Source organism: Glutamicibacter sp. MOO4 (assembly GCF_056934395.1).
Genome location: NZ_CM167800.1, coordinates 1651936 through 1673840, shown reverse-complemented (window position 1 = coordinate 1673840; position 21905 = coordinate 1651936). Strand labels below are relative to the sequence as shown.

The 21905-nt window shown below is 54.7% G+C and carries 17 protein-coding genes; 14 read left to right on the top strand and 3 right to left on the bottom strand.

The window, feature by feature from the left end; all coding sequences use genetic code 11:
• The first annotated feature begins 75 nt into the window (after window positions 1-75).
• The 9 genes from AC1Z3F_RS07740 to secA all read left to right on the top strand — a co-directional run bounded on the left by AC1Z3F_RS07740 (window position 76) and on the right by secA (window position 11526).
• Complete coding sequence (locus tag AC1Z3F_RS07740; protein WP_483566906.1) at window positions 76-447, top strand: chorismate mutase; 372 nt, start codon at window positions 76-78, stop codon at window positions 445-447.
• Complete coding sequence (locus tag AC1Z3F_RS07735) at window positions 440-1498, top strand: uroporphyrinogen decarboxylase/cobalamine-independent methonine synthase family protein (protein WP_483566905.1); 1059 nt, start codon at window positions 440-442, stop codon at window positions 1496-1498. Before AC1Z3F_RS07740 ends, AC1Z3F_RS07735 begins: the two co-directional genes overlap by 8 nt.
• A gap of 135 nt (window positions 1499-1633) precedes the next feature.
• Entirely contained in the window at window positions 1634-2314 is a 681-nt protein-coding gene (gene mtrA, locus AC1Z3F_RS07730) for an MtrAB system response regulator MtrA (protein WP_131088585.1), read from the top strand.
• The gene (gene mtrB / locus AC1Z3F_RS07725) at window positions 2311-4119 is read left to right on the top strand and encodes an MtrAB system histidine kinase MtrB (protein ID WP_262197403.1); all 1809 of its coding nucleotides are present in this window, start codon (window positions 2311-2313) and stop codon (window positions 4117-4119) included. The genes mtrA and mtrB overlap by 4 nt, the downstream gene beginning before the upstream one ends.
• Window positions 4119-5822, top strand: coding sequence for an LpqB family beta-propeller domain-containing protein (locus AC1Z3F_RS07720; RefSeq protein WP_483566904.1), 1704 nt, complete (start codon window positions 4119-4121; stop codon window positions 5820-5822). The genes mtrB and AC1Z3F_RS07720 overlap by 1 nt, the downstream gene beginning before the upstream one ends.
• Window positions 5823-5912: 90 nt before the next feature.
• Entirely contained in the window at window positions 5913-6680 is a 768-nt protein-coding gene (locus AC1Z3F_RS07715) for a ComF family protein (protein ID WP_262197406.1), read from the top strand.
• Window positions 6681-6848: 168 nt separating this feature from the next.
• Window positions 6849-7544, top strand: coding sequence for a ribosome hibernation-promoting factor, HPF/YfiA family (hpf, locus tag AC1Z3F_RS07710; RefSeq protein WP_131088581.1), 696 nt, complete (start codon window positions 6849-6851; stop codon window positions 7542-7544).
• Window positions 7545-7568: 24 nt separating this feature from the next.
• Window positions 7569-8744 (top strand): winged helix-turn-helix domain-containing protein, encoded by a 1176-nt coding sequence (locus tag AC1Z3F_RS07705; protein ID WP_131088580.1) that lies wholly within the window; start codon window positions 7569-7571, stop codon window positions 8742-8744.
• 133 nt (window positions 8745-8877) lie between these two features.
• The gene (gene secA, locus AC1Z3F_RS07700; RefSeq protein WP_131088579.1) at window positions 8878-11526 is read left to right on the top strand and encodes a preprotein translocase subunit SecA; all 2649 of its coding nucleotides are present in this window, start codon (window positions 8878-8880) and stop codon (window positions 11524-11526) included.
• Here the strand turns inward: secA and AC1Z3F_RS07695 are convergent.
• The 3 genes from AC1Z3F_RS07695 to AC1Z3F_RS07685 are packed head-to-tail and all read right to left on the bottom strand — an operon-like array spanning window position 11523 to window position 12808.
• Window positions 11523-12056, bottom strand: a complete 534-nt coding sequence (locus AC1Z3F_RS07695; protein WP_483566903.1) for an Rv3235 family protein — start codon at window positions 12054-12056, stop codon at window positions 11523-11525. The genes secA and AC1Z3F_RS07695 overlap by 4 nt on opposite strands.
• Before the next feature lie 45 nt (window positions 12057-12101).
• Entirely contained in the window at window positions 12102-12650 is a 549-nt protein-coding gene (locus AC1Z3F_RS07690; protein ID WP_483566902.1) for a LysM peptidoglycan-binding domain-containing protein, read from the bottom strand.
• A gap of 5 nt (window positions 12651-12655) precedes the next feature.
• Complete coding sequence (locus AC1Z3F_RS07685) at window positions 12656-12808, bottom strand: hypothetical protein (RefSeq protein WP_483566901.1); 153 nt, start codon at window positions 12806-12808, stop codon at window positions 12656-12658.
• A 122-nt stretch (window positions 12809-12930) separates the two neighbouring features.
• On the opposite strand from AC1Z3F_RS07685, the gene AC1Z3F_RS07680 reads away from it, so the two are divergent.
• The 5 genes from AC1Z3F_RS07680 to AC1Z3F_RS07660 all read left to right on the top strand — a co-directional run bounded on the left by AC1Z3F_RS07680 (window position 12931) and on the right by AC1Z3F_RS07660 (window position 21905).
• Entirely contained in the window at window positions 12931-13491 is a 561-nt protein-coding gene (locus AC1Z3F_RS07680) for a hypothetical protein (RefSeq protein WP_483566900.1), read from the top strand.
• Between the two features lie 91 nt (window positions 13492-13582).
• On the top strand, window positions 13583-14245 hold the full coding sequence (locus AC1Z3F_RS07675; RefSeq protein WP_483566899.1) for a CpaB family protein: 663 nt from the start codon (window positions 13583-13585) through the stop codon (window positions 14243-14245).
• A complete protein-coding gene (locus AC1Z3F_RS07670) occupies window positions 14242-15513 on the top strand; it encodes a MinD/ParA family ATP-binding protein (RefSeq protein ID WP_483566898.1) in 1272 nt (423 codons plus the stop codon). Before AC1Z3F_RS07675 ends, AC1Z3F_RS07670 begins: the two co-directional genes overlap by 4 nt.
• Window positions 15514-15599: 86 nt before the next feature.
• The gene (locus AC1Z3F_RS07665) at window positions 15600-20408 is read left to right on the top strand and encodes an NAD-glutamate dehydrogenase (protein ID WP_483566897.1); all 4809 of its coding nucleotides are present in this window, start codon (window positions 15600-15602) and stop codon (window positions 20406-20408) included.
• Window positions 20409-20417: 9 nt separating this feature from the next.
• Complete coding sequence (locus tag AC1Z3F_RS07660) at window positions 20418-21905, top strand: sensor histidine kinase (protein WP_131088573.1); 1488 nt, start codon at window positions 20418-20420, stop codon at window positions 21903-21905.

Here is a 21905-nt window from a genome sequence, read left to right as displayed (position 1 = left end):
AGTTGCGCGACCCGCCGCAGCTGGGGCATGTCACTTTGTGGTGGTTTTGAGAGGTGAACCCGTAAACTTGAGACCATGAACGAGCCGAAAAACCCTGCACAACACGAGTCATTCGACCCGCACGCCAGCTCGTTGCACGGCGAGGTAAAGAGTGAAGTCCTCGACGAGTTGTACGCCATCCGGGGCAGCATCGATAACTTCGACGCACAGTTGGTTTACCTGCTGGCCGAACGATTCAAAGCAACCCAGCGCGTTGGACACCTCAAAGCTGAGCACAAGCTGCCACCAAGCGATCCAAATCGTGAAAAGGCGCAAATCGAACGCCTACGCGCCCTAGCCATTGAAGCGCATCTCGATCCAGAATTCGCAGAGAAATTGCTGAATTTTGTGATCTCTGAAGTCATCCGCCATCACCAGAATATTTCTGACTCACATAACGATGCCTGAAGAACACCTCGGCCAACGCACTGACGTTTTTGTCACCTCCTTCTGTCAATTTCCCGGCACGGACCCGCTGGAAATACATGAAGTAGTGCGCGGGGAACTGGGCGAACCCAACCTCGCTGTACTCCCACAACTCGTAGACCGCGGGGTAGGGGCAGACGCGGTAGGGCGCAGCGCCACGTTGCTCGCAGACCTCGGTTTTGACTTGCAGCCCCATGGGTGGCGAGTCGGAGTTAACGACGGCATCGACGCACGGCGCGCACGCAGCATTCGGCGCAGCGACGAAAACTTGCTGGCAGATGTCCTTGGCGCGGAGCAAAAACCTGCACAGCGGATCAAGCTCAGTGTGCTTGGCCCGTGGTCGTTAGTGGCCAGCGTGTACCTGAGCAATGGGGAACGCTCGATCAGTGACCACGGCGCTCGCCGTGACATCATTGCTGCGTACGCCCATGGAGTCAGGGAACACGTAGCGCGGCTCGCCCGAGCTACCACTTTGCGATCCTTCACCGTGCAGTTAGACGAATCCCTTATCGGTGACGTGCTTGACGGAACGATTAAGACTTCCAGTGGTTATCGAACCCTGCGTTCAATTCCTGGCTCAGAAGTTCGTAGCGCCTACCAAGAATTTCTCAAGGTGCTCACGGACGAATCCTCGAACTTTTCCGTTCAACCGGTTGTTAATCTGCCTACCGCCGACGAGCGGTGGATTGAGCGTATTGATTTGCTGAACCAGGCTGGCATCACCGCGATGATTGTGGACCCGCACGGACTAAACCACCGAAAGTGGGAGCGCATCGCCGGATTTGTTGAGGGCGCAGGACAGATCTTCCTGCAAGTTCTCACCCCAAGGTTATCGGCCCCTGGCGTAGTTGAGGCGGTGCATTCGATTCTTCGGCCGTGGCACCAGCTGGGACTCTCCGATGCGCAACTTGGATCTTTGACATTGATGCCTAGAGGGGATTTCAGTGCGTGCTCCAGCTCTGAAGCAGTGGACACTCTACAGAAGCTCTCGACCTATGCCCAAGCGTTGGAGCAAACTCGCGTCGACGCGTAATCGATTGTGTTATCACTGCCGGTCACAGCCGGAAATTACCGGTAAATCATGTATCTTTGAAAGAGTGGTAATGCTGATCTGCCCGGTTTGAACAGATGGTTGAAACCTCAGAGCTAGGTTGCAGGGGGATAAAGGATGAAAGCACGGATTTTAGTCGTTGACGATGATGAAGCATTGTCGGAAATGATTGGTATCGTCTTGCAAAATGATGGCTTTGACGCCGCATTTTGTTATGAGGGTTCAGGCGCCTTAGCGGCCTTCCGTGAATTTAACCCAGACTTAGTCCTGCTTGATCTCATGCTCCCGGGCATCGATGGCATTGAGGTCTGCAAGCAGATTCGTGCTGAGTCCGACGTACCGGTGGTCATGCTGACCGCTAAGTCCGACACCGCTGACGTAGTTCGCGGCCTGGAATCGGGCGCGGATGACTACGTTCCTAAGCCATTTAAGCCAGCAGAATTGGTAGCGCGCGTGCGTGCTCGTCTGCGACCAAATGAAACCCACGCAGCTGAAACGCTGCAGGTTGGCGAAGTCACCATTGATGTTGCTGGGCACCAAGTGACCCGTGGCAATCAAGCGGTTTCATTGACTCCACTAGAATTCGACCTCTTGGTCACCATGGCACGTAAGCCTAAGCAGGTCTTTAGCCGCGAACAGCTGTTGGAAGCTGTCTGGGGTTACCGCCACGCAGCAGACACCCGTTTGGTCAACGTTCACGTTCAGCGTTTGCGTTCAAAGATCGAGATTGATCCAGAGAAGCCTCAGATCATCCAAACCGTACGCGGGGTGGGATATAAGGCGGGTTCGGCAAGTTGAGTTCACACACGTCGACCGGTAAAGAGTTGGTTCCGCTCGACGTGTCTGCCCACTCTAAGCCGAAACGCTTTACCGTCGCTAAGCTTCGCTCGTGGATTCGGCGTCCTTGGACGGAATTGAAGCTGCGCTGGCAGCGGCATCTGATCTACCGCACCGTTATTTCCACGTTGCTCTTTACGACTCTTGCTCTGCTTGCTGCTGGCGCGTTCCTTTCTAATCAGATCGCTTCCACGCTTTACGATGAGCGAGTTAACCAGATCTCTAAGGAATCTGAGCGCGGCCTGACTCAGGCCCGTTCCATCCTTGAATCTGCGTCAACTACTGACCGCGCCTCGACTCAGGCCTTGGTGAATTCCACCTTGGCCTCCCTCGAAGGTGACGGGGCCACCGTAGTGCGTGACTTTGTGCTCATGCCAATTGCTGGAGATCAAAGTCTCTACGTCGGTCCCATGGCTTCAGGGTCATTGACCACCCGCGTTATCCCGCAAGATTTGGCCGAACGTGTGGCCGGTGAGCAGGGCATCTACTGGCGTTCTGTCGAACTTGGCAGTGCTGACCAGGCGCAGCCAGGGTTGGTTGTTGGTACAAAGGTCCTGATTCCGCCAGGCCGCGAGTACGGACTGTACTTGGTCTATGACCTCTCCAGCGTGCAGGACACTCTGGAATTCATTAACCGTGCACTGTCTTTCACCGGCCTTATTTTGCTGGTGGTAGTTGGCTTTGTTGCATGGTCGGTGGCGCGAACCGTCGTTCGACCTGTGGCTGATGCCGCCTACGTTTCTGAGCGCATTGCCTCAGGCGACCTGGACCGACGAATGAAGGTAGCAGGCAAGGATGAGGTTGCCCGACTGGGCACAGCCTTCAACCATATGGCCCAGTCTTTGCAGGAGCAGATTACCCAGCTGAATAATCTCTCCGCCATGCAGCAGCGCTTCGTTTCTGACGTGTCCCACGAATTGCGAACACCACTGACCACGGTGCGCATGGCCGCCGAAGTTATTCACGATGCCCGCGAAGATTTTGATCCACTAACTTCACGCTCTGCTGAGCTGATGTACAACCAAATTGAGCGCTTCCAGCACCTGCTTAATGATCTGCTTGAAGTCTCACGCTTTGATGCTGGTGTTGCGGTCCTTGACCGAGAATCAACGGACCTGAACGCCATTGCACGCAAAGTTGTTGATACTGCGACGCCGGTGGCCGACGAATACGGTTCGATCATCCGACTCAGCGCACCGGCCGAAGGCTGCGTAGCTGAAGTTGATCCACGCCGTGTAGAACGTATTATCCGTAACCTAGTGCTCAACGCTGTAGAACACGGTGAAAGCAATCCAATTGACGTCACCATTGCTGAAAATCATTCGGCAGTAGCCTTGACCGTGCGTGACTATGGAATTGGCATGACTCCAGAAGCCAGCCTCCACGTATTCGACCGGTTCTGGAGGGCCGACCCCGCCCGTGCCCGCACCACCGGTGGCTCCGGGTTGGGACTATCGATTTCTATGGAAGATACTCGACTGCACGAGGGCCGCTTGGAAGCTTGGGGCAAGCCCGACGTGGGTTCGGTCTTCCGCCTGACGCTTCCCAAGTCTGAAGATCACGAGATTGATTCGTCACCGCTGCCACTGGAGCCTGCCGTATCTGAAGCCATCCTGAACACCACGGGAGACAGCTTCCCGTTGACTGGCGAGGTGCCCAAGATTGGTTACACACCGTTGATTCTTCCTTCCGAAGATGAACAAGCACACGACGATGTGGCCGATCCTCGAAGCAGCGGCCCGGAGTCCAAGAAGGAGAGAAACTAGTGAAAAACAAAGCCCTCTTCTTTCTTTCTTCGCTGCTCATCGGAGCAATGACCTTTACTGGTTGTGCAGCAATTCCGCGCTCTTCCGGCGTCCAGCAAATCGAAGCTGGCGCGGAAGATTCCAGCGGCGAAAGTTACAGCTACGCGGCCGAAGGTCCAGCCGAGGGTGCGGACGCACGCGAAATTGTTGATGGCTTTGTTGAAGCTGGCCGCTCAGTTGCCGAGGACTACGCAGTGGCCCGCGAATATATGAGCACTGACTTGCGCAACACCTGGCGTGGCGATACCCAGACTTTGATCTACGAAGCGTTCAACGTGGTCAACGGTGCCGACGCGAATCAATACACAATTCAGCTAGAGATCACCGGGGAAGTAGACGCCCAAGGTATTCGGACTAACTACCCAAACCACACCACGCGTGCGGTAGATATTAAAGTAGCCAAGATTGATGATCAATGGCGGATCGTCAAAGCGCCTAACGGCACCATGCTCGAAGCCTCGACCTTCACCAAGATTTTTGCTGCACAAAGCCTCTACTTCTACGACGCTAGCTACTCCTACCTTGTCCCGGACATTCGATGGTTCACCTCGGGCTCAGGAACCACCACCTCCATGGTTGAAGCGTTGCTCAAAGGCCCAGCCCCTTATCTGCAAAATGCGGTGGTGTCAGCCTTCTCCTCGGCGAGCCAACTGGTGCGCTCCGCCGTTCCGGTGCGCGACCGTGAAGCCACTATCGACTTGAACTCGGATTCGTTTACCGAAACCACAGACAACACTTTGTTGTTGATGAAACAACAGGTTGAAGCGACACTGACCGGGCTATCATCCGTGGATTCGGTCAAGATGCTGCGCGAGGAAAACGACGTGAACCTGGCGTCTGATGATTCCAAGATCGAGCCGGCACAGATCAACCCGAGCAGTCAAGATACGTTGATCGGTGTTTCCGATCAGGACTTGGTCTACGTCAAGGGACGCTCGATCATTCCTGTGGGCGGACTGCCCGACGTTTCAGCTTACGATCCGCGTGACCCTGCAATGTCTCCTGTGGGCAATAGCTACGCCTTCCTCAATGACCGTCGCACCCAGCTGTGGGGGATTAACGACCAAGGCAAACTTCGTCTAGAGCTCAGCGGACAAGACTTGATCCAGCCGTCAATGGATGTCGCAGGCTGGACCTGGACTGCCGATAACGGGGCGAAGACCCCGATTATGGCAATCCCAGAAGACACCGCAACTAAGGGTGAAGCCCGTCCGATTGACGTGGCATGGCTTGAAGGTGCCAATATCGATTCCTTCCGAATTTCCCGAGACGGCGCACGTGCATTGATTGTGGCCAGTGAAGGATCTTCCACATCCGTCTACGTTGCGGGCATTATTCGTGACGCTGAAGGTGTTCCGCGTGGGCTGACCGACACTCCAATGAAAATCTATCCAGAGGTTCCGGTGAACACTGCGCTGTGGGACTCGGATAGTTCCATCATCGTAGCCAAGTTGGAAGATTCCGAGGCCGTTGAAGCTGCCCAAATTACCTTTGAAGGTGGAAGTGAACATTTGCAGCTATTGCTGGGAATGATTGGCATTGCCACCGGAGTCGGCGGAGGCCGCGAGGTCTACGCACAAACCAAAGAAAAGCTCTACACCCGTGTTGGTAATTCGTGGCACGAATTAGATGATTTCGCCCAAGACGTTTCATATCCTGGCTAAGCTGGCACTTATTCCACAATTGGTCTTGCTGCCCAGTCACGATGCTGTGCAACGCGCCTACGGTGAACCATGGGAACCTCGTGGAGCTGGTTGCGAACCATTGACAAATTCAGTCACCGAAGATCGGTGCGCTGGCTGAGCTTTGGCGGCCGGGAATTTTTGAATTTTCTTGTACCCACCAGTTGCGCGGTGTGCTCTCGGGCAGACTTTCGTCTGTGTCCAGAATGCCGCCGAGAAATACAATCCCAGCTATTCCTGCCTCCGCTACCAGACGGGCACCATCACTATGTCGAGTTGCCATTACTAGCCAATCAACTCTCGGTCAGCTCCTGCGGGATCTACGGCAAGGAACTGGCCCGCGCGGTCTTGGCATTCAAGAACAAACAACGATATTTTCTTCGCGGTGTCTTTGCGCCTTATCTTGCGGCCGTGATCAACGCGAGCTGTGTCCCGCAACCAGGGCAGCTATCGACCTTGATTGTTCCTGTTCCGAGCTCCTTGAAAGCTGTTGGGCAACGCGGGTATTCCCCGGTGTTATCAATACTTGAACATGGAATGCGCGGTGGGCTGTACTCCGGGCAGCTAGTCTGCCGTTCAGTGCTGCATTACCGGGTCCGCTCAGCTTTTGGTGGGGCGCAGAAACTCAAAAGTGGGTCTGCTCGACGAGGCAGCAGGGAACATTTCATTGCCGAACGCGCGAAGGTTCCAAGACAGCCGATCATCCTCATCGATGATGTCCTCACGACGGGTTCAACATTGCGCCACGCCGCAATGGCATGTCATGAAGCCGGATATGACGTCACTCTTGCCGTTGTCTTGGCGCTGACTAAACCGCCAAATCAGGAGCCTGAACAGTGATTTCGCTGACCGCGATAGGAATTTTGGGCTCAGAGACTTGAATCTTCTGCGTGGTGGCCTAAGGTGAAGTATGGGTTGCATCACAGATGCAGCGAAAAGCCCATCTTCAGTCCGGAAGGATGGAATTTCCGGACTGTTGTGTCACCCGACTCCCTATTGGAGGACACCATGGAGCTGAACTACAGCGGACGCAATATCACCATTTCGGATCGTTTCCGTGAGTACGTGGATGAGAAGATAACCAAGGTTGACCAGCTGGCTACCAAGGTTCAACGCATTGACGTCAAGGTCCTCAAAGAATCACATGCCCGTGACCAGAGCACGGCATTGTCCGTTGAATTGACCGTTGTTGGACGTGGCCCCGCCGTTCGAGCTGAGGCTCGCGGAGCTGACAAGTTCGCCGCCTTTGACATCGCCTTCGCAAAACTTCTTGAACGGCTGCGTAAGGCTCGGGACAAGCGTAAGGTCCATCGCGGAAACCACACTCCAGTGGCCGTGCACGAAGCAACCAGTACACTACCTACGGCCTCCAGCGACAAGTCGTTGGTTGAGTCCACTCTTGAGGCTCAGAAAGCTGCAGAAGTTTCCGAGACTGAGTCCGAGGCCGAGTACTCGCCAGTGGTCATTCGCCGTAAGTCCTTCCCAGCCGAAGTGATGAGCGTTGATGACGCAGTGGACCGCATGGAGCTAGTCGGGCACCCGTTCTACCTGTTCATCGATGAAGCCACAGGAGAGCACGCCGTGGTCTACGGCCGCACACAGTACCAGTACGGTGTGATCAGCCTTGACCCGTCACTAGAATCTGATCAAGAAGCCACCACGGAAACTCGCGGGTACCGTGACAAGGCATTAGTAACCGACTGAGGGTAAGTCATCAGCGCACAAACTATGTTGGGCGGCCATCGCGTCCTGAGCCTCAAGCAGGCTCGTCGGATCGCGTTGGCCGCCCAAGGCCTGTCTCGTGGCAGGACTAATCAAGAGATTTCAGCACGAAAAATTATCAAGACCGTCCAGTCCATCTCGCAGCTGCAGGTCGATTCGGTCAATGTTGTTCGTCGGGCTCACTACATGCCGCTTTTTGCGAGGCTAGGGGAGTACAACATTGAAACCTTGGACAAGGTTTTGGCAACACCGCGTAGCCCGCTGACCGAGTATTGGGCCCATGAAGCATCCGTGGTGAGCGCCGAACTCGTTCCAGATTTGCAGGTGTGGCAACGCCGTACCTGGATCGACAAGTCAGATAATTTTTCTTCTGAGCAGCATGATCTCTCGGAACAGGTACTTGAATTTTTGGCGAAGAATCCTGGATCGAGTGCCAGAGAAATCAGTCAAGCCTTGGACGTCGCGCCGACCGCATCCAAAGAACACTGGGGCTGGAATTGGAACGACACCAAGTACGTTACCGAGTCACTTTTTGCGCGGGCCAAGATTCTTACTCTGGGCCGCAACACCCAGTTTGAACGGCGTTACGCCTTAGCCCAAAACGTACTAGCGACAACCGTTGACGTGAGTGAAGCTCCTCGGCAAGAAGCCCTGGAACGGCTCATCCACCGATCCCTTGAAGCCCAAGGTATAGCTACAGCGCATTGTGTTGCGGAGTATTTCCGTCTGCCAATCCGGGAAGTTAAAGCCACGTTGGCGCAACTAGCGATCGATGCCCATATTGAGCAGGTGCAAGTACCAGGGCTTAGCGAAGTTTGTTTCATGCCGCTGGGCACCAAAGTTCCCCGTAAGATCGAACAGGATTTGCGACTACTCTCGCCCTTTGATTCGATGGTATTTAATAGACGCCGTCTAGAACAATTTTTTGGCTTTGAGTATCGGATTGAAATCTATGTCCCTGAAGCGAAAAGACGGTATGGATATTATGTCTTTCCAATGCTGCTGGGGGATGAGTTCGTAGGTCGTGTAGATCTTAAAGCTGATCGTGCCCGCGGTGTTCTTCACGCCAAGAGTGTTCACTATGAACCAGGCTGGGAGAGTAGCGCCGAACTACCTTTACGCGCAGAACTTGAACGTATGGCTCGATGGCTGAAGCTGGAGAACATACAAATTGGCCTGTGAACGGCCTGTCCATCCTATTGTTGTTCGCTAGAAGAACAGCGGTCATCTACGGGAAATAGCCAGAAGCGCTGATTTCCTCACGTAGACTAAAGACGCCAGAAAATACTGTGCTTGAGATATTGGGAGCTACCACGTGGCATCATTGCTAGAACGTATTTTGCGTACCGGCGACAAGAAGACCTTAAAGGTTCTTCGTAAGTACGCCGACACAATCAATACGTTGGAAGTCGAAATTCGCGAACTTTCAGACGAAGAGCTCAAGGGCGAAACCGACAAGTTCCGCGAACGTTTGGCTAACGGCGAGACGCTGGAAGATTTGCTCCCCGAAGCATTCGCAGTGGTTCGAGAAGCGTCTGATCGTGTTCTTGGAATGCGCCACTTTGACGTTCAGCTGATGGGTGGAGCCGCCCTGCACCTGGGTAATATCGCTGAAATGCGTACCGGTGAAGGTAAAACTCTGGTGGCTACGGCGCCGGCGTATCTCAACGCCCTAAGCGGCAAGGGCGTCCACGTGGTCACCACCAACGACTTCCTCGCCCAGTACCAGTCCGACCTTATGGGACGCGTCTTCCGCTTCCTAGGTCTGACCTGCGGTTGCATCCTGGCCAGCATGAAGCCAGAAGAGCGTCGCAAGCAGTACGAAGCAGATATCACCTACGGTACGAACAACGAATTCGGCTTCGATTACCTGCGTGACAACATGGCATGGAGCAAGGACGAGCTCGTCCAGCGTGGCCACAACTTTGTCATCGTTGATGAGGTCGACTCGATCTTGATCGATGAGGCTCGTACCCCACTGATCATCTCCGGACAGGCTTCGGGCGACGTTAACCGCTGGTACACCGTCTTCTCGAAGATAGTCTCAACGCTCAAGCGCGAAGACGACTACGAAGTTGACGAGAAGAAGCGCACCATCGGTGTACTGGAATCGGGAATTGAAAAGGTTGAGGACTACCTCGGCATCGATAACCTCTACGAAGCCAACAACACCCCGCTGATCGGCTTCTTGAACAATGCCATCAAGGCCAAAGAATTGTTCAAGAAGGACAAAGACTATGTTGTAGTCAACGGCGAAGTAATGATCGTTGACGAGCACACTGGTCGTGCATTGCAGGGCCGTCGCTACTCCGAGGGCATGCACCAGGCTATTGAAGCCAAGGAAAGCGTCAGCATCAAGGCGGAGAATCAGACTCTGGCCACGATCACGCTGCAGAACTACTTCCGCATGTACGACAAGATTTCGGGCATGACCGGTACCGCGCAGACCGAGGCTGCCGAGTTCATGGGCACCTACAAGCTGGGCGTAGTGGAAATCCCTACCAATAAGCCAGCGATCCGTATGGATCAGTCCGACTACATTTACAAGAATGAAGTCGCTAAGTTCAACGCTGTTGTTGAGGACATCGCTGAACGTCACGCCACCGGTCAGCCAGTTCTGGTTGGTACCACCAGCGTGGAAAAGAGCGAATACCTCTCGCGTCTGTTGTCCAAAAAGGGCATCCGCCACGAGGTACTGAATGCAAAGCAGCACGCCCGTGAAGCGGCCGTTGTAGCTATGGCTGGTCGCAAGAGCGGCGTGACCGTATCTACCAACATGGCCGGTCGCGGTACCGACATCATGCTCGGTGGTAACCCAGAATTCTTGGCAGTCGCTGAGATGGAACGTCGTGGCTTGAACGCAGAGAACAACCCGGACGAGTACAACAAGGTTTGGGACGAAGTTTTTGCCAAAGCAAAACAAACCGTCGCTACCGAATCCAAGGAAGTTGCCGAACTCGGCGGCCTTTACGTGCTTGGTACCGAACGCCACGAGTCCCGCCGCATCGATAACCAGCTGCGTGGTCGTGCCGGACGCCAGGGCGACCCGGGTGAATCACGCTTCTACCTGTCGATGACCGATGATTTGATGCGTCGATTCAACTCCGGCATGGCAGAGCGCATCATGAACAACCCTTCAATGCCTGAAGATGTGGCACTGGAATCCAAGATGGTTTCCCGCGCCATTGAGTCAGCACAGGCTCAGGTTGAGGGCGTTAACGCCGAACAGCGTAAAAACGTGCTCAAGTACGATGACGTGATGAACCGCCAGCGTGAAGCTATCTACGCTGACCGTCGAGCCATCCTCGAAGGTGGTGACCTTGAAGAGAAGGTCGGCCACTTCCTAGAGGACGTCGTCAAGGCCATGGTCTTGGAAGCCACGCAGGTGGGCAACCCAGATGAGTGGGAACTCAAGTCCCTGTGGACTAACCTCAAGCAGCTGTACCCAATCGGTATCACCGTTGACGAAGTTGTTGAAGAAGCCGGTGGCATTGGCCACCTCTCCGGATCCTTCTTGGAACGCGAAATCCTTTCGGACGCGCAGTACCAGTACGAAGAGCGTGAAAAGCTTGTTGGTTCATCGACCATGCGAGATCTGGAACGCCGAGTGGTGCTTTCGACCATTGGTCGCAAGTGGCAGGAACACCTGTACGAGATGGATTACCTCAAGGAAGGTATCGGACTTCGTGCCATGGCGCAGCGTGACCCGTTGGTTGAATACCAGCGTGAGGGTTACACGATGTTCCAGACCATGATGGAAGGCATCCGCGAGGAAAGCATCGGTGCCTTGTTCAACCTTGATATCCCATCGGGTTCTGACGCCGTTGAAGAAGCAGCGCCTGTCGACGAATCAGCGAAGCCGAAGAACCTGCAGTTCACTGGTCCTGATGAAGACGGCGAAGCTAGCACCAAGCGTGCTCCAGCTACCAACGGTAAGAAGAAAAAGAAGTCCAAGCGTAACTAAATAAGTTCCACATCTGTGACTTGCCAACGTCCGTGCCATGGCTCAATCTTGAGAGCTACGGCGCGGACGCGGTCTTTAAAGCCGATGATGGCTGTGCATTCCCACGCCCCTGAAAAACAGTGATCCAGGTGCAAGGAAATGATTTGCCCATGTGCAGTGCCAGGTACTGGATCTACCGTGTAGCGGGAAGTCTCTAGTAGTGCCCTACGACGGAGCTTGTCGATGCAATTAGGCTCAACAACAAAGGCCAACTGGCTGACGCTGCGATAGCCAGCAACGATCTCAAAAACCGCACGGGCGACGGAGTACGAGATCTCAACGACAGCCCGACGTTCCGTTCGGTAGCCCTCGTTCCTACGGAAAATGTTGTCCATGGCCCTACTCAAATGGGCTGGACTATTGCACGGAGTTTCGGCGCTACCGCTTGGTGCTGAGCTTGCTTCAACACCAAAAGACGTGTCGGGGAATGCTGGGTCGTCGGAGAGTAGTTCCTTACCTAGGCTCCGTGGGGTGACGGTGATGGTGCTCATGATGACTCCTAATGATCATTGATGGGTGGTTGTTTCTTTGTGGTGCTAAGGCGTGGGTGGAAGCTCTAGGACGGTACCGATTTCTAAGTGATCAGGATCTGGACCGATGACTTGCTCATTGGCTTTGTAGATTTGCGGCCAGTAGGTTGATATTTCTTCGGCAGTGGCCTGGGCCCCGAGGCGTTTGGCTGAAATGCTCCACAACGTTTCGCCTTCGGCAACCACCACCTCAGCTCCCGACTTTGCCGGCTCCCGCTTTGGCTGTGGGGTCTGCGAGATCAAGTTGTTCATTGGAACGCTGACTTGTTCGGGGAACCACTGAGCATTGGGAACGCTTCGTTGTTTAGGTTCTGATCGTTGTGGATCCACGTTCTTCTCTGCGCTTTCAACGGAGGCGTGGTTTTCCAGGGGAGTCACCGGCGCGGCGTTAGCCGCGACCGCGGATGAAAGAACGATTGAGGTCCCGAGCAAAGATCCGAGTACCTTGCGTGTGAATCGTGGAGCAACTCGTTGGAAAAACCGGATGGTAGGAATGTGGCGGCGGGCCATGGCCCAAATAAGCAGCCGACGTGCCCCGTAGTGAATTGCGTACAAGGTGGCTAGGGACTGAGTAACAGCACAATGTATGAGCTCGGATCCGAGGTAGCGCTGATCGCATGGAAGTCGATGATCCAGTGAATGCCAACAAAAACGAGGACTGACCCCGAGACGGCAAACAACAAGAAGATGGCGAATACCCTCGACAAGCTCATCCAAATCACTTCCTTAGCATCTGTTTGATACAATTTGATGTCATTTGGTAGCAATGATGACACTTTGCCGTGATTTTGTGAAGAGGGTGTTGAAACAAGTTTTTGTCTCGTACAGTTGCCACATGCGCTGGGATTCACTCTTTGACGATCTTGAAGCTCAACTGGATGAGCAAAACCGTGCTCAACTGCGCGACGAAATTTCTGAGAATGTCCGCATTGAAAAATCAACTGCTGAGCTCACTCAGACATTGGCGCGCTTCCAGGGCCAAGAACTGACAATCCGGTTATCCGGAGCAACTGAAATTCGTGCAACTCTCGGGCCCGTGTCTACTGACTATCTCTGCCTGGAAACAGACCGATCGCAGTGGGTCATCAGGCGCCAAGCAGTCGAGTCAATTGCTTTGCCCCAGACCCAAGGCTCCGGCCTTAGCTGGCGGCATCAGAGCAAATCCATAAGGTTCGCCAGCGTCATTCGAGGTCTGCTGCGGGATAGGTCAAGGTGCCAGATTCACGGCCGCGACGGCAATGCGCTGGCTGAAGGAACCTTGGCCCAAGTTGCCAAGGATTACCTGATTATCGACGTTCACCCGCGTGATGAATTTGCCCGTCCAGGACGAATCTCAGGCAATCTCTTGATCCCGCTGGAGTCCATCGGCTGGGTGGTTGCAACAACGCTTAATTGATCCACAGCCAAGAAAAGGTCTTTTCTAGAAGCCCAAGTTGTCGTAGGCTCACGATTCATAAGCACATCCACTGGCGGAGGGTTGAGCCTTGATGAGTGACCAAATAGTCCAAGGTGAGCGCACAACAAAAGCTGCGCGTGTCCGGCGTCCAGGGTGGAAAGACCCGAGGCTGGCCCTTGGCGCCTTCCTTGTGCTTGCTTCGGTAGCCGGGACAATGTATCTCATCGGCGCAATGCACGAAACAACAACGGTCTACGTGGCGCGCTCAAACATTACCCTCGGCGAACAATTGACCGAAGAAAACCTGAAAACCCAAGAAGTTCAGCTCGGCGACACCGCGGGGAAGTATCTGCACCCGGCTTCCGGGTTAGACAAGAACTCTCGGGTGAACACCTTTGTCAGCGCCGGGGAACTGATTCCGGTCACCTCGGTTACTCAGAGCGAGCTCGGCTCACGACGACCGATCAATGTGGATCTGCCAGCGGATCTAACCTCGTCAATCGCACCGGGAAGCTTCGTGGATGTATGGATTGCCAAAAAAGAATCAGGCGGCAATAGCTACGGCGTTCCAGAGAAGCTGTCCTCAATGGTTGAAGTCGCTGCACGCGTTGAAAGTGGCGGGGGACTAGTAGACAGGCAGGGAACCAACCTAGAACTCCTCGTGGAACCAAACCAACTTGAACCACTGCTCCAAGCCTTGGCCAATGATTCAAGGATCATCGTGATCTACAACCCGGCCGGGGCAGCAGAATGAGCATCTCAGTAGTGGTGTTGGGAGGTCAAGAATCCATCGTCAGGCAGATTGAGGGCTACCAAGGTGAACTCATTGTCACCCGTGTTTGCTCTGACATTGCTGAAGCTGTCGCCGCCTGCGCCACGGGAGCCGCGGACGTCTTGCTAGTAGCCGACTCGCATCTTGTCCCGCCCATGGAACAAGTTGATGACTTGCTGATCAACCGCACAGCGATAGTCTGCATGCTAGAAAACCCATCCGATCTCAAACCCACGCCAGATGTTCTACAAGTGCCAGCAGACATTGCGATTTCAGATCTTGAACAGCGAATTGCAGCTACGGTTCTTTCGCTGAGGCAACCTGAAAGCAACAAGGACAAGGTCTCCCCACACCTGACCGAAAAGGAACCGCGTACCGCGGGAAAGATCGTTAGCTTCTGGAGTGCACCTGGCTCTCCAGGGCGAAGCACTATCGCGTTGAACTACGCGGTGGAGCTAGCAGCCGCAGGAAAAAACGTTGTACTACTCGATGCCGATACTTACGCTGCCTCGATATCCATTCAGCTGGGCCTTATGGATGAATCGGCATCGGTAGCCCAAATTTGCCGCATCATTGACTCGGGTAGCTCGGACATCGCTCGGCTCAATGCCGCTTGCTCGCTGGTCCAAGTCGGTGACACCACGATTCGGGTAGGTACTGGAATTCCTCGTTCGAGCAGATGGCCTGAAGTGCGGGCCTCGGCATTGCGGCGAGCGTCAATGACGTTCAAGGAACACTATGACGTGGTCGTCCTAGACTTGGCGCCACACATTGCCATGGACGAACAGCTGAGCTTTGACACCCAAGCACCTCAACGCAACGCAGTGACCGTTGAGATGCTTCAGTGTTCGGATGAGATTTTCATGGTCGTGAATTCAGATAGCGTCGGCATTCCACGAGCCTTGCGTGCCATCGACGAACTTGAAGAATCCTATGGGGGTCTGCAACCAAAAATTGTCTTCAACAGGGTCAGCGTCTCCGGTAGCGGACGCAGTCCAAAACGCCGATTAATCGAAGCTTGGGATCGCTTTGGTCCAATGCACGACGTGGTTGGCTTTATGCCCAATGACAGCGCCGTCTGTAGTGCGTCAGTGTTAGCAGGAAGCCCTTTACTGGAGATTGCACCTAAGAGTTCATTGCGTTCTGAAATTCGGTCTTTGACCGGCATAAAATCTACGGATATCCCCAAGAAACGGGCAACTCGTCGATTTAGTAGGAATGCACGAACTCAGGACGTGAAAACCGGGTAGGGTTGATTAGACTAGTGACCCGCAACGGCGCGGGCACATCGAACTTTGTTCTTGGAGGCGTTCAGTTGAACTCGTCGGAATCCAGCATGTCAGAATCATTCATGGATGCGACTCTCACCCCAAAATTGGTGAGCGAGTACTATGGCCAGATTGCGACCGAGGACGTGGCGGCCTACCGGCCCGACGAACTCGAATCGCGAGTGGCGGCACACCTTGAAATCGGTTATGAGCGCGAAGCGGATACCCCTAACGTTGCCATCACTCGAAATAACGGAATCTCCGTAGTTCACATCGTCACCGATGACATGCCATTCTTGGTTGATTCGGTCACCGCAGCATTGGTTCAGCTTAATTCGCCAATTCAGCTCGTGGTACACCCGACTTTTGTGGTCTCTCGTGATGATCAAAGTGGCGAAATCGTCAAGATTAGCCACGCAGGCCTACAGCATGTTGCCAGTGGTGACACCGCAGCGCTGTCTGATCTCAGCACCCTGATCTCCGCAGGTTCGGCCACCCATGTCGAATCATGGATTTCCATCGAACTGGCTCGTGAGTTGAGCGATCAGCAGGCTGAAGAACTGGTGGAGCGACTCTACAGCGTTCTGTCAGATGTTCGCGTTGCGGTCAACGACTGGCCAGAAATGTTGGACCAGGCAAAAAACATCGCGCATACCCTGCCACAGACCGCGCACGCTGAACAGATCGCAGAGCTGTCCCAGGCAGCTGAGCTGCTCGACTGGATGGCAGATGGTCAGTTCACATTCCTCGGATACCGAGAATACGATCTGGAATGCGTTGATGGTGAAGAAGTTCTTGTTGCCCGTGCTGGTAGCGGCCTTGGACTCATGCGGGAAGTTGAATCTCAGGGCCCGCAGCATTTGACCAAGCAAGGTCGCATCACCGCACGCGATAAGAGCGCGCTGATCATTACCAAAGCTAACTCACGTTCAACGGTGCACCGTGGCGTGTACCTGGACTACGTAGGTGTGAAGAGCTTTGACGCTAACGGTGAAGTTAACGGTGAACGCCGCTTCATCGGTCTATTCGCCTCTAGCGTTTACACCTCAAGCGTCAAGACCGTTCCAGTAGTTCGCGAGAAGGTTCAGGCCGTCCTGAAGAGCACGGGATTCGCTGTGAATTCCCACTCTGGCAAGGACATCACCACCATCTTGGAAAGCTACCCTCGTGATGAGATGTTCCAGATTACGGTGGAGGACCTGACCCAAACCGCACTGGGAATCCTGCGTCTGCAGGAACGACGTCGCACTTCAGTCTTCCTGCGCACCGACGATTACGGTCGCTTTGTCACCGCAATGGTCTTCTTGCCCCGTGATCGTTTCTCCACCGCGGTACGACTGCGTGTTGAGCAGGAACTGCAGGACACCTTCAATGCGGACTCGGTTGAGTACGAAGCACAGCTTGGTGCCGGCGCATTGGTCCGACTGTTCTACCGCCTACGTCTGCAGCGCAACGGATCCAACCCGCAGGTGGACCGTAACGCTCTAGAGGAACGTATTGCTAAGGCCGTTCGCTCCTGGTCTGATGCCATCGTTGACACCGCGCGAACCAACTTGGAACTGGGCGACGCCAATACGCTCTCCAACGCTTGGGCCGAGGCCTTCCCGGCTGCCTACAAGGTTCAGTTTGAAATTGAGGATGCGTTCAAGGACGTCAACCTGCTTTCCAGCCTTGATGAAGATACTGAAAGCGGACCGGTCGTTTCCTTCTACGACCCGACCAGCCGTGATGAAAAATCACCAGTCTCAAAGCGCATGAAGATTTTCGTGACGCGTCCTTTGTTGCTCTCACGGATCTTGCCAGTACTGCAGGATCTGGGACTTGAGGTTGTTGATGAACGACCTTACGAGTTGAACCCAGAGGGCATCGGACAGCGCTACATATACGACATGGGTTTGAAGTTCGATGAAGCGATCGATTTCAGCTCTGTCGAAACCAAACTGGCTGAAGCTTACAGCGCGGTAGTTCGCAACGTAGCTGAATCCGACAGCTTGAATGCGTTGGTTTTGCGCGAAGGACTGTCCTGGGAGCAGGTGGCCATGTTGCGCGCCTACGCTCACTACCTGTTGCAGCTCGGAGTGCCTAACTCCACCGGCTTTATCGCCAACACCCTGGTGGACAACGCTTCGGTAACCCACAGCATTGTGGAGCTTTTCCAAGCTACCTTCGATCCTGCCTTGAGCAGTGAAGCATCCGAGGTAGCTCGTGAAGCTGCTAAGGAAAAGATTGCGCAAGCACTTGAAGCAGTGCCAACACTGGACGCTGATACCTTGCTTCGCCGCTTCGTCAAGGTCATTGAAGCTACCAAGCGAACCAACTACTTCACCGCTCATCAGGCGTTGGCCTTCAAGCTGGCTCCTGAGGAGATCGACTTTGCGCCGTTCCCACGTCCAAAGCACGAGTTGTGGGTTTACTCGCCACGCGTTGAAGGAACCCACTTCAGGTTCGGAGCCGTTGCACGCGGTGGCCTACGTTGGTCGGACCGTCGAGAAGACTTCCGTACCGAAGTTCTTGGGCTAGTCAAGGCTCAGATGGTGAAGAACTCGGTCATCGTTCCGACCGGAGCTAAGGGTGGCTTCTACGCCAAGCAGCTGCCTAACCCTGCTCAGGATCGTGGCGCCTGGCTTGAAGAAGGCAAGGGCGCGTACAAGGTCTTCATCAGCACCTTGCTGCAGCTGACCGACAACATGGTGGCCGACGCAGAGGGGGAGCACATCGTAGCTCCCGAAAACGTTGTGCGCCGCGATGGCGATGACTCGTACCTGGTTGTTGCTGCCGATAAGGGCACTGCAAGCTTCTCCGATATCGCTAACTCACTGTCCGCAGAAAAGGGACACTGGCTGGGCGATGCCTTCGCTTCGGGCGGTTCGGTTGGTTATGACCACAAGGGCATGGGCATCACCGCGCGAGGTGCGTGGGAATCGGTCAAGCGTCACTTCTTCCAGCTCGGTGTTGATACCCAGAGTGATGAGTTCAGCGCAGTAGGCGTGGGCGACATGTCCGGCGACGTCTTCGGTAACGGACTGCGTCGTACTCCGACCGTGAAGTTGCTGGCGGCCTTTGACCACCGCGACATTTTCTTGGACCCAACACCGAACGCGCAGGTTGCTTTTGACGAACGTCAGCGCCTGTACGACCTGCCTCGCTCCAGCTGGGCGGACTACAACAAGGAACTCATCTCGGCTGGTGGCGGCGTGTACTCGCGAAGCCTCAAGTCGATCCCGATTACTGCAGAGGTCCGCGAAGTCTTGGGACTGAGCGCTGGAACGGTCAAGATGAGCCCTAACGAATTGCTCAAGGCAATTCTGTCCGCTCCGGTTGACCTGCTGTACAACGGCGGCATTGGCACCTACGTCAAGGCATCCACCGAAACCAACGGTCAGGTCGGAGACCGCGCCAACGATGCATTCCGCATTGACGGCAAGGACCTGCGTGCCAACGTGGTCGGTGAAGGCGGTAACTTGGGCATGACCCAGCTGGGTCGTATCGAAGCTGCTAATAACGGTGTACTGCTCAATACCGACGCCATTGATAACTCTGCTGGCGTTGATACCTCAGACCGTGAAGTCAACATCAAGATATTTGTTGATCGTCAGATCGCAGCCGGAAACTTGAGCACTGAAGAGCGCACTGATTTCTTGCTGTCGATGACTGACAATGTTGGCGACCTTGTTTTGAAGACCAACTTCGAGCAGAACGTGTTGTTGCTCAACGAAAAGCATGCAGCGTTGGCGTGGGCTCCTGCCTATGAGCGCCTCATGCAGTGGCTTGAATCCGCAGCGGACCTCAACCGCGAGTTGGAATTCCTGCCAAGCACCGCACAGCTTGAAGAACGCCGGGCCTCGGGCGGAGCCATGACGACTCCAGAACTTTCGGTGCTCGCCGCATATTCCAAGATCCAGTTGGCTAATGCGTTGACTGAATCGGATATTGCTGATGATCCGTACTTCGCGCAGATCCTGCGCGGGTACTTCCCTGAAAAGCTCGTAGAGCGATTCGGAGATCAGCTGCAGAGCCATCCGCTGCGTAAGGAAATCATTGCCACCGTAGTTGCCAATGACGTAGTCAACGTCGGCGGTATCACCTACGTATTCCGCGCAATGGAAGAAACTGGTGCCAACGAAGTTCAGATCGCCAAGGTCTTCTGCGCACTGCGCGAGATCTACGGATTTGACCGTCAGTTTGATGCCATCAATGCCCAGCCTGCAGGAACTAGCCTGGATCACTGGGGACGTCAGCACCACGACATGCGTCGTTTGCTGGACCGCGCCACCCGTTGGTTCATCAACGGCGTCGATGAGCAGCTACTAGTCACCGAGGCGGTAAATCGCTTCAAGGACACCGTGACGCAGCTGCGTAAGGCCTTGCCTACTATCCTTCGTGGAAAAGACCTTGTGCGGTTTAACGAATGGCGTGACGAAGCGCTGGGATACGACATTCCAGAACTTCGTGCGAGCATGTGGGCTACGCAGTTCGAGTCCTTCGCTTTGCTGGACATCGCGCAGTATGTGCACCGCACTTCGATTTCTCCAATCAAGGTAGCGGAAACGTACTTCGTGCTTTACGACCTGTTTGGCGTGGACAGTCTGTTGAATCGGATTACGCGATTGCCTCGATCGGATCGTTGGCAGGCGCTGGCTCGTGCAGCGATGCGTGACGACCTGTACACCACAATCATGGATCTGACCGGCAACATCTTGGAAGCGCATGGGGATATTGCAGATCCATCAGAGCGTGTTGCTGCTTGGGAGAACGTAAACGCGGCTAACCTAGATCGTGCGAAGACAATGTTTGCTGAAGTGAACAGCCTCGAACGAGACGACATGGCGTCTCTGTCCGTTGCCCTTCGCCTGTTGCGTTCCATCGTACGAAGGTAAATACCGCCAATGGCCCTCATCACGGAAGAATTACGTCAACGCGCTGCGCTAGCACCCGGTGATGAGGACTGGCTCCACCTGCTGGTGGGGGACTGGCAACTGGTCTCGGATCTCTCATTCTCTGACCTTGTGTTGTGGTTCCCCACCGGCGATGGCTCTTATGTAGCCTTAGCGCATGTGCGCCCTTCAACTTCTCACACTGCTTTCCATAGTGACTTTGTTGGAGAGCGCATTCGTAAAGATTTACGGCTCATGGTGGATCAGGCATGGGAAACCTTGCAAATTCAACGCTCCGCGGAGCAGGTCGGTAACGACATCATCTTGGGCCTAACCACGGTTCAAGCGATTCCTCTGGTCCGCCAGAATCGTCCCGTAGCCGTCATTACCTCGCACTTTGATCCGAACCAATCACGGACCCCGTCCAACCTAGAATTGGTGTACCGGCAAAGCGCAGATGACCTGCTAAAAATGGGTACCCACGGCCTCTGGCCAGAATTTGGCAGCCCCACCGGTTCACGTCGAGGTGCACCACGCGCCGGTGATGGTTTTATTCGACTCAGTGTTGATGGTGTTGTTGAATTCGCGAGCCCCAACGCGGTATCTGGTTTCCGTCGTCTCGGTGCTGCGGATGTCCTTCAAGGCCAGCCACTAGCCGACTTGACCATGGCTTTGGTCAGCGACCGCCGGGTGGTAGACGAAACACTCCCGCTGGTGCTTCAGGGCAAGATGCCGTGGCGTACCGAAGTTGAACACCGTGGTGTCACTCTTTCGTTGCGTGCAATTCCGTTGCGCAACGAATCCAAACGTTGGGGCGCACTGGTTCTGTGCCGCGATGTCACAGAGCTTCGTCGTCGCGAAAAAGAATTGGTCACCAAGGACGCGACTATCCGAGAGATCCACCACCGGGTCAAGAACAACCTGCAGACAGTCGCAGCCTTGCTGCGCATGCAGTCGCGTCGGATGACCTCTGAAGATGGCAAGCAGGGCCTGGAACAGGCAATGCGACGTGTCTCGACCATCGCGTCGGTTCACGACTTCCTGTCTAAGGGTCTAAACGAGACCGTGAAATTTGATGACCTGATGGACCGTCAGTTCCGGTTGATTGTTGAAATCGCGTCGCCTGAACAACGCGTCTCCACACGCCGAGAAGGCGAATTTGGTATGTTGGCTGCTGACCTAGCCACTCCGTTGTCGTTGGTTATCAATGAATTGGTAACCAACGCTGTGGAACATGGTTTGGCGCAACGCGACGGCGAGGTTTCGTTGGTCGCAGAGCGCTACATTGGTACGGACGGTGTGGACTGGCTGCGCGTGGTCATTGAAGACAATGGTCATGGCTTGCCCCCGGAGCCACGACGTGAGGGGCTTGGGCTGCAAATCGTTCGAACCTTGGTGACAAGTGAACTCTCCGGTGAGATCCGTTGGTTGCCCAGAGAGGGCGGGGGAACTAAGGTCCTCATCGACATGCCATTGGACCTGGAACGAAGAAACTCCTAA

Coding starts and splice junctions, on each gene's coding strand:
- AC1Z3F_RS07675 (WP_483566899.1), top strand. CDS start 13,583: ATGAGTGACCAAATAGTCCAAGGTGAGCGCACAACAAAAGCTGCGCGT.
- AC1Z3F_RS07660 (WP_131088573.1), top strand. CDS start 20,418: ATGGCCCTCATCACGGAAGAATTACGTCAACGCGCTGCGCTAGCACCC.
- AC1Z3F_RS07680 (WP_483566900.1), top strand. CDS start 12,931: ATGCGCTGGGATTCACTCTTTGACGATCTTGAAGCTCAACTGGATGAG.
- AC1Z3F_RS07670 (WP_483566898.1), top strand. CDS start 14,242: ATGAGCATCTCAGTAGTGGTGTTGGGAGGTCAAGAATCCATCGTCAGG.
- mtrA (WP_131088585.1), top strand. CDS start 1,634: ATGAAAGCACGGATTTTAGTCGTTGACGATGATGAAGCATTGTCGGAA.
- AC1Z3F_RS07740 (WP_483566906.1), top strand. CDS start 76: ATGAACGAGCCGAAAAACCCTGCACAACACGAGTCATTCGACCCGCAC.
- AC1Z3F_RS07735 (WP_483566905.1), top strand. CDS start 440: ATGCCTGAAGAACACCTCGGCCAACGCACTGACGTTTTTGTCACCTCC.
- AC1Z3F_RS07705 (WP_131088580.1), top strand. CDS start 7,569: ATGTTGGGCGGCCATCGCGTCCTGAGCCTCAAGCAGGCTCGTCGGATC.
- AC1Z3F_RS07695 (WP_483566903.1), bottom strand. CDS start 12,056: ATGAGCACCATCACCGTCACCCCACGGAGCCTAGGTAAGGAACTACTC.
- AC1Z3F_RS07665 (WP_483566897.1), top strand. CDS start 15,600: ATGTCAGAATCATTCATGGATGCGACTCTCACCCCAAAATTGGTGAGC.
- hpf (WP_131088581.1), top strand. CDS start 6,849: ATGGAGCTGAACTACAGCGGACGCAATATCACCATTTCGGATCGTTTC.
- AC1Z3F_RS07685 (WP_483566901.1), bottom strand. CDS start 12,808: ATGAGCTTGTCGAGGGTATTCGCCATCTTCTTGTTGTTTGCCGTCTCG.